The sequence below is a fragment of the Guptibacillus sedimenti genome (assembly GCF_028610665.1).
In the GTDB taxonomy this organism is placed as follows: Bacteria; Bacillota; Bacilli; order Bacillales; family Guptibacillaceae; genus Guptibacillus; species Guptibacillus sedimenti.
Window position 1 is genome coordinate 353,853 of sequence record NZ_JAQQWV010000003.1, and the last position, 17,812, is coordinate 371,664.

The 17,812-nt window shown below is 40.7% G+C and carries 15 protein-coding genes; 5 read left to right on the top strand and 10 right to left on the bottom strand.

All coding sequences use genetic code 11. The features are described 5' to 3' along the window. Positions 1–15: 15 nt before the first annotated feature. Both bshB2 and PQ578_RS16185 read right to left on the bottom strand, forming a co-directional pair. On the bottom strand, positions 16–681 hold the full coding sequence (gene bshB2, locus PQ578_RS16180) for a bacillithiol biosynthesis deacetylase BshB2 (RefSeq protein WP_224880228.1): 666 nt from the start codon (positions 679–681) through the stop codon (positions 16–18). Positions 682–694: 13 nt separating this feature from the next. Then, positions 695–1,036, bottom strand: a complete 342-nt coding sequence (locus PQ578_RS16185; RefSeq protein ID WP_160919492.1) for a YojF family protein — start codon at positions 1,034–1,036, stop codon at positions 695–697. A gap of 176 nt (positions 1,037–1,212) precedes the next feature. Here PQ578_RS16185 and PQ578_RS16190 point away from each other — a divergent pair, with 176 nt between their 5' ends. Next, positions 1,213–2,118, top strand: a complete 906-nt coding sequence (locus tag PQ578_RS16190; RefSeq protein WP_273835444.1) for an ATP-binding protein — start codon at positions 1,213–1,215, stop codon at positions 2,116–2,118. Continuing rightward, on the top strand, positions 2,119–4,002 hold the full coding sequence (locus PQ578_RS16195) for a vWA domain-containing protein (protein WP_273835445.1): 1,884 nt from the start codon (positions 2,119–2,121) through the stop codon (positions 4,000–4,002). 97 nt (positions 4,003–4,099) lie between these two features. On the opposite strand, the gene PQ578_RS16200 is transcribed toward PQ578_RS16195, so the two are convergent. From PQ578_RS16200 to PQ578_RS16215, 4 genes are all read right to left on the bottom strand, one after another. Next, the gene (locus PQ578_RS16200; RefSeq protein WP_273835446.1) at positions 4,100–5,140 is read right to left on the bottom strand and encodes a serine hydrolase domain-containing protein; all 1,041 of its coding nucleotides are present in this window, start codon (positions 5,138–5,140) and stop codon (positions 4,100–4,102) included. A 91-nt stretch (positions 5,141–5,231) separates the two neighbouring features. Then, on the bottom strand, positions 5,232–5,813 hold the full coding sequence (locus tag PQ578_RS16205) for a DUF4256 domain-containing protein (RefSeq protein WP_273835447.1): 582 nt from the start codon (positions 5,811–5,813) through the stop codon (positions 5,232–5,234). A gap of 12 nt (positions 5,814–5,825) precedes the next feature. Beyond that, the gene (locus PQ578_RS16210) at positions 5,826–6,326 is read right to left on the bottom strand and encodes a mismatch-specific DNA-glycosylase (RefSeq protein ID WP_273835448.1); all 501 of its coding nucleotides are present in this window, start codon (positions 6,324–6,326) and stop codon (positions 5,826–5,828) included. Positions 6,327–6,332: 6 nt separating this feature from the next. Then, on the bottom strand, positions 6,333–7,109 hold the full coding sequence (locus PQ578_RS16215; protein ID WP_273835450.1) for a class I SAM-dependent methyltransferase: 777 nt from the start codon (positions 7,107–7,109) through the stop codon (positions 6,333–6,335). A gap of 277 nt (positions 7,110–7,386) precedes the next feature. Between PQ578_RS16215 and PQ578_RS16220 the strand changes: the two genes are divergently transcribed. Then, complete coding sequence (locus PQ578_RS16220; RefSeq protein WP_273835451.1) at positions 7,387–8,610, top strand: dicarboxylate/amino acid:cation symporter; 1,224 nt, start codon at positions 7,387–7,389, stop codon at positions 8,608–8,610. A gap of 89 nt (positions 8,611–8,699) precedes the next feature. Here PQ578_RS16220 and PQ578_RS16225 read toward each other — a convergent pair whose 3' ends face one another. After that, on the bottom strand, positions 8,700–9,305 hold the full coding sequence (locus tag PQ578_RS16225; protein WP_273835454.1) for an alpha/beta hydrolase: 606 nt from the start codon (positions 9,303–9,305) through the stop codon (positions 8,700–8,702). Continuing rightward, positions 9,305–10,249: a ring-cleaving dioxygenase gene (locus PQ578_RS16230; RefSeq protein WP_273835455.1), complete on the bottom strand. Its 945-nt coding sequence runs from the start codon at positions 10,247–10,249 to the stop codon at positions 9,305–9,307. Before PQ578_RS16230 ends, PQ578_RS16225 begins: the two co-directional genes overlap by 1 nt. A 212-nt stretch (positions 10,250–10,461) precedes the next feature. Here PQ578_RS16230 and PQ578_RS16235 point away from each other — a divergent pair, with 212 nt between their 5' ends. Beyond that, entirely contained in the window at positions 10,462–10,551 is a 90-nt protein-coding gene (locus PQ578_RS16235; RefSeq protein ID WP_224880206.1) for a putative holin-like toxin, read from the top strand. Between the two features lie 39 nt (positions 10,552–10,590). Here PQ578_RS16235 and PQ578_RS16240 read toward each other — a convergent pair whose 3' ends face one another. Both PQ578_RS16240 and gltB read right to left on the bottom strand, forming a co-directional pair. After that, the gene (locus PQ578_RS16240; RefSeq protein WP_165995707.1) at positions 10,591–12,075 is read right to left on the bottom strand and encodes a glutamate synthase subunit beta; all 1,485 of its coding nucleotides are present in this window, start codon (positions 12,073–12,075) and stop codon (positions 10,591–10,593) included. A 14-nt stretch (positions 12,076–12,089) separates the two neighbouring features. Continuing rightward, positions 12,090–16,679 carry a glutamate synthase large subunit gene (gene gltB, locus PQ578_RS16245; RefSeq protein ID WP_273835456.1) on the bottom strand — a complete coding sequence of 1,530 codons (4,590 nt, stop codon included), beginning with the start codon at positions 16,677–16,679 and terminating at the stop codon, positions 12,090–12,092. Between the two features lie 177 nt (positions 16,680–16,856). On the opposite strand from gltB, the gene gltC reads away from it, so the two are divergent. After that, positions 16,857–17,762, top strand: coding sequence for a glutamate biosynthesis transcriptional regulator GltC (gltC, locus tag PQ578_RS16250; RefSeq protein WP_098443642.1), 906 nt, complete (start codon positions 16,857–16,859; stop codon positions 17,760–17,762). The last annotated feature ends 50 nt before the right edge of the window (positions 17,763–17,812 follow it).

Consider the following 17,812-nt stretch of genomic DNA (forward strand, 5'->3'; position numbering starts at 1 on the left):
TGAACGCTTCAGAACTTATTCATCAAATGGGTAGATCCAGAAGGATTCTTGCTTAATGAACGACATCATTTCGGAGTTAGGATCCATAGAGCCGTCTTCAAGTCTCGCCACCATAGCCTCCGTTTGGGAACGGTGAGCTTCAATTGTTTTAATCTTCGTTTCTAACACATCCGTTACATCAAATGTTTTATCTGGCTTACCAAGTACTGCTTCGCGATCCGGAGTAATTGGCAATGCATAAACCGTTGGACGGTCTTCTTTCGGCATACGTTTTAACGTCTCTATGACAGCAGCCGAACAGGCATCATGATCGGGATGGATACCGTATTCTGGATAAAATGTAATGATTAACGACGGCTTCAATTCATCAACGAGCTTCGCTATCGTTGAAACTAGCAGTTCAGGATCTTCAAATTCGAGCGTTTTATCACGGAAGCCAAGCATGCGAAGGTCCTTTACCCCCATTGCATTGCAAGCATCCTGCAATTCTTTCTTACGTACTTCTGGAAGGGTTTCTCTTGTTGCAAAGAATGGGTTTCCCATATTACGTCCCATTTCTCCTAGCGTTGCACATGCATAAGTGACAGGCACGCCATCATTTACAAATTTCGTTATTAGCCCTGCAGTTCCGAAAGCTTCATCATCCGGGTGCGGGAAAACAACTAGGACTTGTTTCTCCATCATCGTTACCTCCTTAGTCGAATGGTGTATAGCTTAGTTGTACGGCTACAGCTAAACGGCCGCTCGAATCATGACCCGCCATTAATAGGCGACCATCGTCCAACTGATAATCCGTTAAGCCTTCCGCATACATCCAGCCGTCATTTAATTTAAACCCAACGCGAAATGGACCGCTACCAGCCATTTTTACATTGGTGAATTTAATTGAGCCGTTTCTTATGTAAGCTCCAACCGCAAGCTTTTCTTTATCTTGAGCAGCATAGGCTCCACTCGTCGTTTCTAAGTGAAAATACAGCTCTTTGTTTTCAAATGTTTCAAGAATTTCTTGTACTTTTTCTATTTGAATAGGCTTCATTTCTTATGCCCCCTTCTTTCTTAGGCCTACTTGCTAGAACTAGTATAGCTCATCTATTCCGCTCGGTAAAATGATTGACGTTGACATCCGAACGACTTTCATTAGACAGAGACTGTTTTTTTCCGTTATAGTTAACTTTTGAATAGATGTGAATTTGAAACTCGGAGGTATGACAGATGCAATTATATGAAACGTTTGATATTCCAGATAAAATACAGAATCGTATTGAAGACCGACGCGATGCAAATACAAACCCGGACCACTACCTAATTGGTTCAAAAGGATACACAGCACCGGACATGTCAATTGTAAAAGATGCCGTAACAGCTCTAATTCTAGGGAAGAATGTTTTGCTAAAAGGACCAACAGGAGCTGGTAAAACAAAACTAGCCGAATTAATTAGCTATTTCTTTAACCAACCTATGTACTCAATTAACTGTTCCGTTGATTTAGATGCTGAAGCGCTTCTAGGGTACAAAACGCTAAGTTATGACGAACAAAACAATGCGCATATTACATTTGTTCCTGGGCCAGTGGAAAATGCGATGAAAAACGGTGAACTTCTCTATATTGATGAAATAAATACAGCGAAAGCAGAAACACTTCCTATTCTAAATGGTGTTCTTGACTATCGACGCATGGTGCTCAACCCTTTCACTGGAGAAACGGTTCGTGCAAAAGAGAACTTTGGTGTTATTGCTGCGATTAATGAAGGATATATTGGAACAGCACCGTTAAATGAGGCATTAAAAAATCGCTTTATCGTAATAGAAGTGCCTTACTTACAAGGGGAAGCTTTAAAAGAAATGTTAAGTGAACAGTCGCTTCTAGACGACTCAGATCAGCTTGATCAGTTTGTGACACTATCTGCTGACCTTCAATCAAAAGTAAGAGATGGCCAGATTTCAGAAGAAGCCGCCTCTCCTCGTTCACTCCTAGATGCGTGTGACTTAACAACCTATATGGAAGCGAGACGTGCGATTAAACGTGCGATTACAGATAAGCTTGAAGATGAGCGTGAAAAAGCGGCAGTGGAAAACATCGCAGAAACGATTTTTGGACGTTATCAGGAGAAAGCATAAATGAAGTTTCTAAACTTTGCCGAGAATCAGACTGATCCTTTTCTTCATCTAAGTTTATCTGATCTCGCTGAAACACTGAGTCACATAGAGAGTGAAGTTCAGTTTGCTTTCCATTCTTATTACAGACCAGCTGAAAATTTGATTACGGTCAGTCATTATTGGAATGATATTTTTGATGGCACACAATTTGATGGCATGAAAAGTGATATCTACCTTCGTGCACTTGGTAATGTTCATTATACAAATTTCAATGAAGTAGATCGTTATCTCTCTATTCTTAAAAACCAATCACATCCTCTTTTTCGTAAACAGTTGTTTGCGTTATTAGAAGATGTCAGACTTGAGAAGATTTGTATGAATGTCCGTCCTGGAATGAGTGCTGCTTTTGATACAAGACGAACGCTATTTCAAAAGCGTTTCCGAGGTCGTCTTGACGTTCATAATCGTCAGCATCAGCTGCTTGATGCTTTGTTTTGCGCGATCTACCTTCAAGCGATCGGTAAACCAGTTGCTCTTGGAAATGACCTGGCAGAATATAAGCCCTATTTGCGCCATTTAATTATGGAGATTTCTAAAGCGAGTTCAACAAAAGACGTCGTTACGCTCGCAAACGCTTTTTGTAAGGAGCTCAATGATGATCATTTCGATATGACAACAGAATATTTAACGATGTATGGGTCATCTGCAAATCCCTCGGTAGTAGCAGAGGATGAAGAAGCTCGTCAGTTGAAAAGTGACGATACAATGGAAACGACGGATAAAGAAGATAAAGAAACGTATGATGAAGAAATGAATACGTGGCATGAAGAACAGGAACAAGAAGGCTCCAATTTCCTTCAATTTGACCTGGAAGAAGGGGCAAAATCCGATCTGATCGGTGAAGGAGAACGAAAAGAAGAATCCGGTGATCAAGCCTTTGTCAGTGTGCAAGGTGCTTCAAAGCAATCAGAAGGCAGTCAATTTGATGAAGAGGCCATTCTTGAAAGCCATGATACAAAAGCTGTCGCAGGAGCGCAGGATCCCCTAGGGGAAGCGAATCGAAACGTGAAGGAAGTGATTCGTCAAGCTGACAAACCTACTTCTGAAGAGCGATCGAATTATCGAACTGCGAAAGCTGAAATTCAATATGCTGAAAAGTCACTTCGCTCTGCGATCCAAAAAACGATCGAGCAAAAACAAATTGCCCCAAGAAGTGATCTTCATTTTGGTCGATTGAATCGCAAGCTGCTTAGATTATTAACAGACGAAAATCCTCGTCTCTTTTATAAAAAGAATGCGCCTAGTAAAGAGCTAGATGTCACCTTCTCGTTACTTGTCGATTGTTCGGCATCAATGTACGATAAAATGGAAGAAACACGCCTTGGGATTACACTTTTCCACGAGACGTTAAAAGGACTCAACATTAAACACTCGATCACTGGCTTCTATGAAGATGCTTTCGATGCAGATGACGAGGAACAGCCAAATACCCTTTTCAAAATCGTCGACTATAATCGCTCGACTCAACCCAATGAAGGTGCAAAAATAATGCAATTGGAGCCTGAAGAAGACAATCGGGATGGTTATGCGATTCGAAAAGCTGCTGAAGAATTAGCTGAACGAAATGAAAAACATAAAATCTTGCTCGTCTTTACAGACGGAGAGCCTTCTGCTTACGATTATAGTGAAAATGGCATCATCGATACACATGAAGCCGTTATTCAGACACGAAAAAAAGGCTATGAAGTAATCGGTGTCTTTTTATCAAATGGAGAACCACAAGAAAAAGAAAAAAATACGATGCGAAATATATACGGGACACAAAGTCTTGTCATTCCTTCCGCAAATGAAATACCCGCGTATTTAACACCATTGTTAAAGCGGTTATTGCTACGATATGTATAATAAGAGAACGGTCCCCATCTTATCCTATAAGATGGGGACCGTTTTTCATTCACAGTTAAAGACTTATGACTAAATAGTCGACACCTTGACCTAACTATTATTCGAGTGTAAGTGATCGAATGATGTCCCCTATAATGCCTTCATCTTGATGTACACCTAAATCTGTATTTGTCATAATAATTACTCCATTTTCTAATTTTGGGTAGAGTGCCATCATACATTGAAAACCAACTCCCCATCCAAGAGAAAAAACTTTGAAACGTCTACCTGAGCGTTCTAGAAATACACCTAATCCCGTCCACTCTCTATCACCATACGAACTCATTATCTCCATGGCACTACTTGCTGATAGTCCTATTCTGCTTTCATTTTTCATAGACTTCAAGAGATCCACCATAATTAAAGATAAATCTGTGGGGGTGGTCCAAAGACCAGATGCAGCTGCATATGGATAAATCGTATCGTTTTCTTTAACTATTTCACCCGTTTTATGATGCCCAGAAGCAATTTCTCCACTAAAGGCTGTTAACCTGGTGAAATCTGTGGTGCTACGAGTCATGTTTAATGGTTTAAAAATGAAGTCGTTCATAACTTCATTAAAATTCATACCCGTCACATCTTCTACTACTTGTTCAATGGTGCAAAATCCAGCATCAGAATACTGAAAGTCACTGCCAGGTTTGTATTTTACCTGAATAGGTTCTTTACAATAGACTGTTCTTCCTTTAAGAAGTTCGACCATGGATGGAGGATCCGTATCAATTTGATCAAGCTGACCAAAACTACCAATAGGGTCTATTATTCCTGATTGATGACTAAGTAAGTAACGAAGTGTCACCTTGTGATTCATAAATAATTTGTTTGGAAGCTTCCAGGAAGTTAGAAATTCATTTACATCTCTATCTAAATCAAGATTTCCTTTTTCCACTAAAGTCATTACAAGTACTGACGTAAGAAACTTACTAACAGAACACGCATTAAAAAGAGAAGAAGTGTCTACTCTCTTAGTTGAATCTGCTTCTAATAAACCGAAACATTCGGTACGACTTATTTTGCAGTTGTTAACAACCGCTAAACTTATACCAATTACGTTATGAGTTGCCATGCGTTCCTGTATGAAAAAAGTCCCCTGGTTCATCTTATCCTCCGTTCAAGTTAACCTCACAATAGCGCTTACATTACATTTAAACTGAAATTGATAGAAGAGGTTTACTAAGTCCAAATCATTATTACACCTTAAGTGAGCAGCGAAAGCCTCTGGCAGCATAATAAGATTCTGCACCATTGTGATAAACAAACACACGACCGTAGCGACGATCACAAAAAAGAGCACCCCCGAGTTCTCTCACATCAGCGGGAGTTTGCACCCAACTCGACGTTTTTACATCGAAATTACCAAGCGTTTGCAATTCGCAATACTGCTTTTCAGTTAATAGCTCAGCACCCATGGATGTTACCATGTCCATAGCGTTATTCTCAGGCTTAAATTTTTTTCTGGACTCTAAAGCTTTTCGATCGTAACAAACACTTCTGCGGCCCTTAGGACTCTCGGTCGAACAATCATAGAAAATGTATTCGTCACTTTCTTTAAGATAACCTACAACATCTGGCTCTCCTTGCGTCATTTCCATTTCATTTAAAGTCCATAGTTTATCTGGATTTTCCTCAAGTTTTGATCGTACACCTGCCCATTCAAGATCAGTATGACGCTGCATATGTTTTTCAAAGCGCTCTTTTAATTTGCGAAGTAATTCTTCCTTATGTTCAGGTAGCAAGTTTTTTCTCTCAGTACTCTTATTTCTATTCGACATACCCATTACCTCCTAATTGACGTTATCCACTTTTAATTGACGATAAATTTCAGTTAATTCCTTAAGAGACATCCTAACTAATCCGCTTGTAGATGGTGCAACATAGTCGCGAACACCCTCCACTTGATTAATCGGCTGAAATCCCCAATCAACCTTTTTTATACCAGATAATTTCTGATATACTCCTTTCCCGACATAGCAGTTTACTAATGGCATATACATTGCGATTTTTTTTAAAAGATGTTTTCTTCCTTGGATATAATCTTCAATAGTTAAGTCACTCGCTCCTCTTGTTGGACGATCAACAATATTCGTTAATCCATATCCATATTCTAAAAGTCTATGATCTTCTTCTGGTGAGAGCTTCCGGTCAGTCAGTCCCGCCTCATTTAATACAGCAAAAAAACGATTTGTAGGATTCGCATAGTGATGGCCAACTTTTTCTGATTGAAGCCCAGGATTGAAACCGATAAATAGGATTTTTAAATCATAATCTAAGTGATCTGGTAACAAATTGCTTCACTCCTTACATTCAAGGATTCCGTAATGAAATTTGGATGTTTTTCGAATTTGCTGTTGAAAGCCAAACTTTTGAAACTGTGAACTTTTCCACGAATCTTTTAAAACAACTTTTTTACGAGCAATTCGTTTTGCTTCTTTTATCATTTCCTCAGATAGCGCATCGTATAGGGCTATCTTTTTCATTTCTAGTACCCCATCAGATTCTAGTATGGTATCTTCAAACATTGGGTCAAAATAAACCACATCTACTGAATTATCAGGTAAATTCGGTAAAATCGCTTCATACCTGTTCCCTATCACGGCTACTCTCCTCATAGCATTATCGATCTTTGCCTCGCCACTTTGCCAATTTTTTAGTCCCTCTTGAAGTATAAGAGCATGGTCTGACCCTTCGATTGCTTGAACACTTCCAGCTTCTCCTACAACAAGGCTCGCAACAATGCTGTCAGCTCCCAGACCCGCAGTACAGTCTAACAAACTCATACCTTTATTAAGTCCGCTCGCCTGAATGAACGCATCGCTGCGTCCACGTAAGAGAGCTTTAGTACGAAACATGGCTGAATTCGGATGGAAGAAAACAGGCTTTTCTGCATGATCTTTATATAGAAAAAGGCGATCAAATCCAACAACTATAAGTGGTTCATCACATAGATTCATAAGTTGGCTAATCGATCGTTTTTCCCTTGGTATGTATGTGCCTTTGTGTAAGCGGCTCAGTCTTTTCGCTTCTCTCACTAGCGCTTCAGTTGGTCTACCTGCAGTTGTAAAAATCATTCTTCTAAACTCCTTCTAATTCCTTCTTAATTAGTATACCATGTGCCTTCAAAAGCAAAATAATTGAGGAATAGGCTATTCAAAAATACTATTCTAAAAAACTATTAAAACAATATATAAATGTCTTAAAAAGCTATTTAAAAAACAAGCACAATCTAAATATGCAATGATAAATAACCTTTTGTAAATATATTTTATTATAAAAGGAAACATAACTTCTAAACAATTTCCTTTCTAGCTGTTATACTAATAACACTATTTAATAAGAGGTGTAACCATGCAGGTAATGTGGCAATCGTATAAAAATTCTTCTTTTGTATTAAAAATGACCCTTGGCTTTCTATTAGGTATAGTAACAGGTATTCTTTTTGGATCAAGTATTGAAATTATTAAACCACTTGGCACCATTTTGATCAACTTGCTTAACCTTGTCGCAATTCCAGTCATATTCTTAACAGTAGTGCTCGCAATTAATCAAATGAATCCGAAACACCTTAGTAGGCTTGGCGGCAAGCTGCTCGTGTATTACGGATTAACGACAGCCGCCGCTGTATTAATAGGGGTCACAATCGCTTTATGGATTAACCCCGGTTCTGGCTTAACCCTTCCAGATGCTAAAGTAGAAAAGCCAGATACACCAGGGTTTTCTGATGTACTTCTTAACATTGTGCCTAGTAACCTTTTTGAAACTTTTTCTTCTGGCCAGCTAATGGGCATTCTCTTTCTCGCTGTGATCATCGGATTAACGATGGGAAAAATGCGTTATTCCGACAAAAAAGATCTGCGGGAATCAGGTGAAAGGCTCCATCGTCTATTCTCATCTACAAATGACTTGTTCTTCTTGCTATTACAGGGAATTTTGCTTTATGCTCCAATTGGTATTTTTGCGATCAGCGCAACATCGTTCGGTAATCAAGGCTTTCAAACCTTCCAGTCACTCATCGCTTTTACAGGGGTGTTTTACTTAGGTGTTCTATTGTTGTGGGCACTGATTTATACTTCTTTTCTAAAATACTCAAAGTTGAGTATTCGACACTTCTTCTCTCAAACGAAGGATGCTTATCTTACAGCCTTTTTCACATCAAGTAGTATCGCTTCTCTTCCGATAGCCATTGACTCTGCAAAAAAAGCTGGTATTTCAGAGCGAATTGTGAACTTTTCTTTACCGATTGGAGCCGTGTTTAACTCTGATGGAGGGGCATTAAGAATGGGAGCCTCGATTGTATTTGCTGCAAATGTAACAGGGTTAAACTTCTCGATTATGGATTATGTGATCATCGTTGCGATTGGCACTCTTTTATCTATAGGAACAGCGGGCATTCCAGCTGCTGGCTTAGTGACACTATCAGCTGTTTTAACGATGTTTAATTTACCATTAGAAATCGTCGCTCTCATCGCAGGTGTTGACGTACTAATCGGTATGGCTGGCACAGCTTCAAACGTACTAGGAGACATTATCGGAGCTGCCGTAATCGATCGCGATGAAAAGAAAAGTACTTAAACTGGTATACCAAAAAAGCAAGCAACAAAGTTATGCGACTTTGATGCTTGCTTTTTTATTATTGAGGATACGATAAAGCATTCGTTCCGCTATTTAAAATGCTTATGAAACCAATCTGCCGCTGTTTCAGCTTCAGACCTTGTTAATTGATGTCCAGCACTTTCCCAATGGACCTCTACATCCGCCCCAGCATGAGAGAGCATTTCATAAAGTTCTTTCGTTTCCTCAGGAGAGCAAATTGCATCATTCTCTCCTGCGCCTATGAAGATAGGCTTTCCAGAAAGATTAGGTAGCTTCAGATTTCGCAGTGGCACCATCGGGTGATGAAGAATAGCGCCTCTAAGTGCGTTTCGGTCATGGAAAAGCAAACTTCCGGCTATGTTAGCACCATTTGAATAGCCTATGGCAATAACATGATTACGATCGAAGTTATAATTTTTTGCGGATTCATCAATGAAAGCATTTAACTCATGCGTTCTCTCAATTAAATCTGCCTCATCAAAAACGCCCTCTGCTAATCGTTTAAAAAACCGCGGCATCCCATTTTCTGAAACATTTCCTCTCACACTTAGAATCGAGTGCTCTGGCGCAATAAGCTCAGCTAGAGGAACCAAATCTTCTTCTGTTCCCCCCGTCCCATGAAGTAAGAGTAATACGGGAAGATCCTTTTTTCCTTGTTTGAAAATGTGTTTCACTATTTGTCACCCTCAAGCACTCTTGCATTTGCAGGCTCTAAAACACGTTCAATCTCAGGACGCTTTTCCTCAAGCCATGGTGGTAGAAGAAGCTTTTTCCCCATTTCATCAGGGTCTTCATCTTTTGCAAATCCTGGAGGATCTGTTGCAATTTCGAAAAGTATTCCGCCTTCTTCTCTAAAGTAGATGGCATTAAAATATTGACGATCAACGACTGGTGTAGGACCATACTCTTTTTCATCGAGTAAATTTCTCCATTCCTCATGATCATTGAAGTCATTTGCACGGAATGCAATATGGTGGACTGTCCCTGACCCCATTCTTCCAGAAACCATTGGTGTTTTCTTAACATCGATCGTATTACCAATAGAAGCACTTGATTTGAACCGAACGAAATCCTCTTCTTCCGCAACACGGATAAAACCGAGAACTTCTTCAAGAACCGTCATAGTTGAATCTGGTTTTCCTGTTAATAGCGTTGCACCAGCAAATCCTTTGATTGCATGTTTCGTACTAACACCGCCAAAACTCCAAGTATTAGGTTCACCTTCTTCTCGTTCAACCAGCTCTAGATGCAAGCCATGAGGATCATCAAAAGCAAGAACCTTCTCACCAAAGCGAGTCATCTCACCGTTTTCTACATTTAACTTGTCCAGGCGTTTTTTCCAGAATGATAGGCTACCTGTTGGAACTACGAAGCTTGTTACGCCTACTTGGCCAGAACCAATTTCACCATCATGAGCGTTCGACCAGGGGAAGAACGTCATAATTGTACCTGGTGCTCCTTCTTCGTTTCCGAAATAAAGGTGATACGTTCCTGGGTCATCAAAATTCACTGTTTTTTTAACGAGGCGTAGCCCCAAAACCCCGCTATAAAAGTCGACATTTTCCTGAGGGTTTCCTACGATTGCTGTAATATGGTGTATTCCTGTTGTGTGCTTCATAAGTTATAAGTCTCCTTTTCATTGTTACATCCATTTTAGAAGGTTCCCGCATTGTAATTATCTTAATCATCTAATTTGAAAATGATAAATACCTTTAATTCGAGATATTTGATTTAAGTGTATTTGATTCCAGACATTCTGTCAAATACTTCGCTTTTTTGCGTATAGGACAACCCCTGTAAGTGACATTCTATTTGTAAAGGAGTGATGTGATGCTTAGCGTATTTGAGGCCCTATCGTTAATGGTCAGCTTTTCCGCTCTTGTGCTCGCCATCATCCACACGAAAGATCGTTCTTCGTAACAAACCGAAAAGCACTCCGCTGGAGTGCTTTTCTTGTTATTAAGGCATAACCGTTTTGTTCATTAAATAGCGATCCGTCTCACGAGCTACTCCGCGTCCTTCATTGATTGCCCATACGATAAGGCTCTGTCCTCTACGAACATCACCCGCTGCAAACACACCGTCTACATTTGTACGATAATCTTCAAATTCTGCCTTCGCTCGTTTACGGTTATCTTGATCGACTTCAAAATGCTCAAGAACACCTTCCTCAGGTCCAGTGAAGCCAATTGCAATTAAGACAAGTTCAACTGGCCAAACTTGTTCTGTTCCAGGGAGTTCTTTCATGAACACATTCCCTCTTTTATCAACATGTTTTTCGATCGTAACCGTGTGTAGCTCTTTTACTTGACCATTCTCATCACCAACGAATTTTTTCGTCATGATGGAATATTGACGAGGGTCTTCACCGTACTCTGCTTGAGCCTCTTCATAAGCATAATCAAGAGTAAAAACTTTCGGGAATTCTGGCCAAGGGTTATCGATCATTCGATCAGCTGTTAGCTGCGGATGTTTACCAAATTGATGGACACTTTTGCATCCGTGTCGAAGTGCTGTAGCAACACAGTCCGCCCCTGTATCTCCACCACCAATTACAATAACATTTTTTCCTTCTGCTGAAACATACTTCTTATCTTGAAGCTCAGAATCTAACAAACTCTTTGTATTTTGCTTTAAGTAATCCATTGCATAATGGATTCCTCCAAGCTTACGTCCTTCAATTGGAAGGTCACGGTGCTTTTGAGCTCCCGTACAAAGAATCACCGCGTCATGTTCATCACGAAGCTCAGCTTGTGTCACATCTTTACCGATTTCTGTATTCGTAACAAAGGTTACGCCTTCATCAGCAAGAAGTTTTACACGGCGCTCTACCAACTCTTTATCTAGCTTCATGTTAGGAATGCCGTACATCAATAAACCGCCAATACGATCATCACGTTCATATACTGTAACGGAGTGTCCTGCTTTATTCAGCTGATCAGCGGCAGCTAAGCCTGCGGGACCTGATCCTACGATGGCAATCTTTTTCCCCGTACGATTTTTAGGAGGCTGAGGTGTCATCCATCCTTCTGCAAAACCGCGGTCAATAATTTCTTTTTCAATGCTTTTAATCGCAACTGCATCGTCAGGAATCGCTGCTACGCAGGCACCTTCGCATGGGGCCGGACATACTCGACCAGTGAATTCTGGAAAGTTATTCGTTTTAAGCAGCCGATCTAGCGCGTCTTTCCATTTCCCTTGATAAACAAGATGATTCCATTCTGGAATAAGATTATAGAGCGGACAACCTGATGCACTGCCATTTAATTCTATTCCTGAGTGGCAGAAGGGCGTGCCGCAATCCATGCAGCGTGCCCCCTGCGTTTTCAAGTTTTCTTCAGATTGAGGGAGTTGGTATTCTCCCCAATCTTTCAGTCGTGTTGATAGATCTCTTTCACGTGCTTTTTCTCTAGGATAGTCTAAAAATCCTGTTGGCTTACCCAATCGAATACCTCCCCTTATACCGGCTCCAGATCACTTTTACGTGGCTTTACTTCACCGTTCTTTGCCTGTTGGAACACTTCATATGCTGCGTCATCGTCTTTATAGCCTTGTTCTTTAAGCTCTTCTAATGATTCTGTAATTCTCTTAAATTCTTTAGGAATTATCTTCACGATCTTCCCTACAACTTCATTCCAGTTTTGAATAAAACGAATGGCTTTTGGACTATCAGTAAAGTAAGCATGCTGTTGAATCATATGCTTTACTTCAAGAATCTCTTCATAGTTGCTCAATGTTTCAACATGGACCATTTCAGCATTAACATTGCGTTTAAATGCTTCTTGATCATCTGATAGAACATAGGCAATTCCTCCAGACATACCGGCTGCAAAGTTCTTTCCAGTCTCACCAAGCACAACGACACGGCCACCCGTCATGTATTCACATCCATTGTCGCCAATTCCTTCTACAACCGCTTTTGCACCACTGTTTCTTACACAGAAACGTTCTCCTGCAAGCCCACTGATATATGCTTCACCTGAAGTTGCTCCATAAAAAGCAACGTTTCCAACGATTGTATTTTCGTCTCTAGCAAACCCTGCTTTAGCGGATGGATGAATAATGAGCTTACCGCCTGATAATCCTTTTCCAACATAGTCGTTTGCATCGCCTTCTAACTGCATTGTCACCCCGTTAGGTACGAATGCTCCGAAACTTTGACCAGCAGACCCTTTAAAATGCAGGCGAATCATGTCTTCTGGAAGTCCATCAGCACCATAACGCTTAGTAATCTCATGTCCTAATAGCGCACCAGCAACGCGGTTTGTATTGCGAATAACGTAAGAGCCTTCAAAAGGTTTTTGCTCCTCAAGCGCTCCAAGTGCTGCAGGTATGATTGAGGTATTATCAAGCGCAGCATCTAGTTTATGATCCTGCTTCCGCTGGTTGAATCTACCGACTTCATCGGATACATGCGGCTGATAAAGAAGCGGTTTAAGATCAAGATATCTTGCTTTCCAATGGTCTTTTGTACGACGACTTACTTTCAGTACATCGGTACGACCAATCATTTCTTCAATTGTTCTAAAGCCAAGTTCAGCCATGATTTCTCGAACTTCTTGAGCAATAAACTGCATATAATTAACCACATGATCTGGGTTACCCATAAATTTCTTGCGAAGTTCAGGATTTTGAGTTGCTACACCAACTGGACATGTATCCAAATGACAAGCTCTCATTAAAATACATCCAAGAACAACAAGCGGTGCAGTTGAAAACCCAAATTCTTCAGCACCAAGAATCGCTGCCATCACAACATCACGACCGGTCATCATTTTTCCATCCGCTTCAAGAACCACGCGATCACGAAGATCATTCAATACGAGCGTTTGATGCGTTTCAGCTAAGCCAAGTTCCCATGGAAGACCCGCGTGTTTAATACTCGTTCTTGGCGATGCTCCTGTTCCACCCTCATATCCGCTAATGAGAATCACATCTGCCAGCCCTTTCGCAACTCCTGCAGCAATCGTACCAACGCCTGCTTTTGAAACGAGCTTTACGTTGATTCGTGCAGATGGATTTGCATTTTTCAAATCATGGATAAGTTGGGCAAGATCCTCAATTGAATAAATATCATGGTGCGGTGGTGGTGAAATCAATCCGACTCCTGGCGTAGAGCCACGAACTTCGGCAATCCAAGGATATACTTTCTTACCAGGTAACTGACCACCCTCGCCCGGCTTAGCGCCTTGAGCCATTTTAATTTGAATTTCATCTGCATTGCTTAAGTAATAGCTTGATACGCCAAAGCGACCAGAAGCGACCTGTTTAATCGCACTTCGACGAAGATCCCCATTTTCATCTGGCGTAAAACGAGAAGGATCTTCTCCACCTTCACCGCTATTGCTTCGTCCTCCAATGCGGTTCATCGCAATTGCGAGAGCTTCGTGAGCCTCACCACTTAGAGCGCCGTAGCTCATTGCGCCCGTCTTAAATCGGCGTGTAATGGATTCAACGCTTTCAACCTCATCAATTGAAATGGCTTCTTTCGATCCAAAATCAATCGCCTGTCTAAGATAAGTTAAATTCTCTTCAAGCGCCATACCAGAGAATTTTTTATATAATTCATAACTATTACTTCTAGCAGCGTGTTGTAGCGTATGAATTGTTTTCGGATTGAAAGAGTGATGCTCTCCTCCATTCCTCCACTGAAGTTCGCTTCCTGTTTCAAGCGTTAAATCACTATATTCAGAATCATGATAAGCAAAATGATGTCTCATCAACGTCTCTGTCGCAATAATATCGATTGGAATGCCGTCAATTTGCGAAGCGGTACCAGCAAAATAACGATCGATCACTTCGTTGCTTACACCGATTGCTTCGAAGATTTGAGCACCACGATAGCTTTGGATCGTTGAAATACCCATTTTTGACATTACTTTAACGATACCAGTTGTGGCAGCCTCAATGTAGTTCTCAATCGCCTCATCGAACGTAAATCCTTCAATGGTGCCGTCCAAAATCATCTGGTTAATTGAATCGTAAGCGGCATAAGGATAAATAGCGTCAGCCCCATATCCAGTTAGCATGGCAAACTGATGAACATCCCTAGCCTCACCCGTTTCAACAATTAAACTAACTTTCGTACGCGTTTCTCTCTTAATTAAGTGATGATGAAGACCACTTAAAGCAAGTAATGATGGAATTGCTGCTTTATCACGGTTAATTCCTAAATCTGAAAGAACAAGGATGCTTTTACCGTTTTTAATGGCACGATCAGCTTTTCGGAACAGTGCTAGTAAAGCATGTTCCATTTCCGTTTCACCACGAGCTGCATCAAACAGCAAACTTAATGTTTCTGGATGAAAGTCCTCTTCATCCAATGCTTTAATCGCTTCAAAACGACTATCGGTAAGAATCGGTGTTTCAAGTCGAATTCTTCTAGCACTTCCTGGATCCGTTTCAAGCAAGTTGCCCTCTGGTCCAAGCAACGTCATTGTTGAAGTAACCGATTCTTCACGAATGGAATCGATCGGTGGATTCGTAACTTGAGCAAACAGTTGCTTAAAGTAGTTAAACAATAGCTGCGGTCGCTCAGAAAGAACAGCAAGAGGGACATCGTTCCCCATTGATCCAATTGGATCTTTCTTCTCTGTTACCATTGGTGCAATATTCTTCGTTAACTCTTCATATGTGTAACCGAAGGCTCTTTGCGTTTTAATGAGCTCTTTCTGATCAATTTCTCTCGTTTTACTTGCTTCAGGAGACAAGCTCATTAAATTTTCATCTAACCATTTACGGTACGGTTTGTCTGTTGCGATTTGTGTTTTAATCTCTTCATCATACACAAGTCGTTTTTCTTCAAGATCTAATAGAAGCATTTTGCCAGGGCTTAAGCGGCCTTTTTCCACTATTTTCTCTTCATCAATTTCAATGACACCAACTTCGGATGAAAGAATAAACGTATCGTCGTTTGTGATCACGTATCGGGCAGGTCGCAATCCATTTCGATCAAGCATCGCTCCGATTTGACGCCCGTTCGTAAACGCGATCGCTGTCGGTCCGTCCCATGGTTCCATTAATGTACTATGGTATTCATAAAAGGCTTTTTTAGGATCAAGCATCGTTGCATCACGATCCCACGGTTCTGGTATCATCATCATTGCCGCATGGGGTAGCGAACGACCTGAAAGATTTAAAAATTCAAGACAGTTATCTAATGATGAAGAATCACTCCCGTTTGGTCGTACGATTGGAGCAATTTCTTTCATGTCGTCTCCAAAGACATCTGACTGAATAGCACCTTCTCTTGCTCTCATCCAGTTTACATTCCCTCGAAGCGTATTAATCTCTCCATTATGAATGAGGTAACGGTTTGGATGCGCCCGATCCCAACTTGGAAAAGTATTTGTACTGAAACGTGAATGCACCATTGAAAAAGCAGATTTAAAACTTGGATCTTTTAAATCCAAATAAAATTGATCAAGCTGTTCTGGTGTAAGCATCCCTTTATAAACAATCGTATCTTTCGAGAAACTAGCTGCGTAATACTTTGTCTTTGATAGCTGTGAATCTTGAGATACTTGCTTCTCTGCTTTTTTACGAATGACGTACAATTTACGTTCAAATTCTTCAGCAGAAATATCGCTTTTCTTAATAAAGACCTGTCGAATGACAGGCTGAGCAATACATGCAGCTTCTCCAATTGTTGTTTCATCTACAGGAACGGTTCTCCAGCCAATAAACTCTTGGCCTGCTTCCTCGATTGCTTTTTCAACAATTTGTTTTGCGCGCTGTCTCAGCTGATTATCAACGGGTAGGAACATCATTCCGACACCGTACTCCCCTTTATTCGGGAGGTTAAACCCAGAGTGCTTTTGGAAAAATTCGTGTGGAATCTGTAGCATAATGCCGGCACCGTCACCCGTGTCAGGATCGCTTCCCTGCCCTCCGCGATGATCTAGCTGGCGTAGCATATAGACTCCTTTTTCAATAATGTCATGCGCTGGTACATTATTTATATTGGCAATCAGTCCGATGCCACAAGCGTCATGCTCATGAATTGGATCATATAATCCCTGTTTCTCTGGAAAGTTTGTTCTATCCATATTCCCACTCCTCGCTCTTATCCCAATTCATTATGGTTTCTCGCTTTAACGCCATAACGTCGAAATTGTTTAAATATTCTACACTCATTGTACATTGCTTTAACCAATGCTTCCAATATATAATTTAGATATAATTAATCTATTATTGATATGAATCAAAAGGGAGATTGCTTTTTTATGGAACTTAGGCAGTTATATTATTTTATGGAAGTTGCAAAAAGAGAACATGTTACAGCAGCAGCTACTTCTCTTCACGTTGCTCAATCAGCTGTAAGTCGACAAATTGCCAATCTTGAATCGGAACTTGGCGTACAATTATTTATTCGGGAAGGGAGAAACGTAAAATTAACTCAAGTTGGACAAATATTTATGGATCACGCCGAGACGGCCATTTCAGAAATTGAACGTGCGAGACAAGCCGTCTACGAATTTCTAAATCCAGACACCGGAACAATCCGCATCGGCTTTCCGAACAGTTTAGCCGCCAAAACGCTACCTACTGTTATATCAGCATTTCGTAAAGAGCATCCAAGCGTTGGATTTCAATTAAGGCAAGGATCTGTGCAAGATCTAACGGACGCTGTCAGCAAAGGAGAAATCGATATTGCGTTCGTATCTCCAGTACCAAAAGATCGAACAGATGTTGAAGGCCACATTTTTTTCACTGAAAAACTACTCGCTCTTTTACCAATCTCACACGAGTTAGCAGATTATCCAATGTTGAGACTAGGACAATTGAAGAATGAACCCTTTGTTCTATTTCGTTCAGGATATGCGCTTCATCATCTAGTTACATCAGCATGTCAGCAGGTTGGTTTTAAACCTCGAATTGCATTTGAAGGGGAAGACATTGATACGATTAAGGGGCTTGTAGCAGCAGGATTAGGTGTAAGTCTCTTACCTGAAATAACACTTTCAGAACAGTTACCTGGTGAAACAGTAAAAATTGAATTATCAGAGCCAAACGTGACAAGGACTGTGGGCGTCATTATTCCTCAAGGAAGAGAACTAGCCCCTTCAGAAAGAAAGTTTTTCGAATTTCTTAAACACTTCTATGAAGTTCTTAACAGGTTTGGGCAATAAAAAAAGCCAGATCGAGCATACGTGTTCAGATCTGGCTTTTTGCAAGCTAT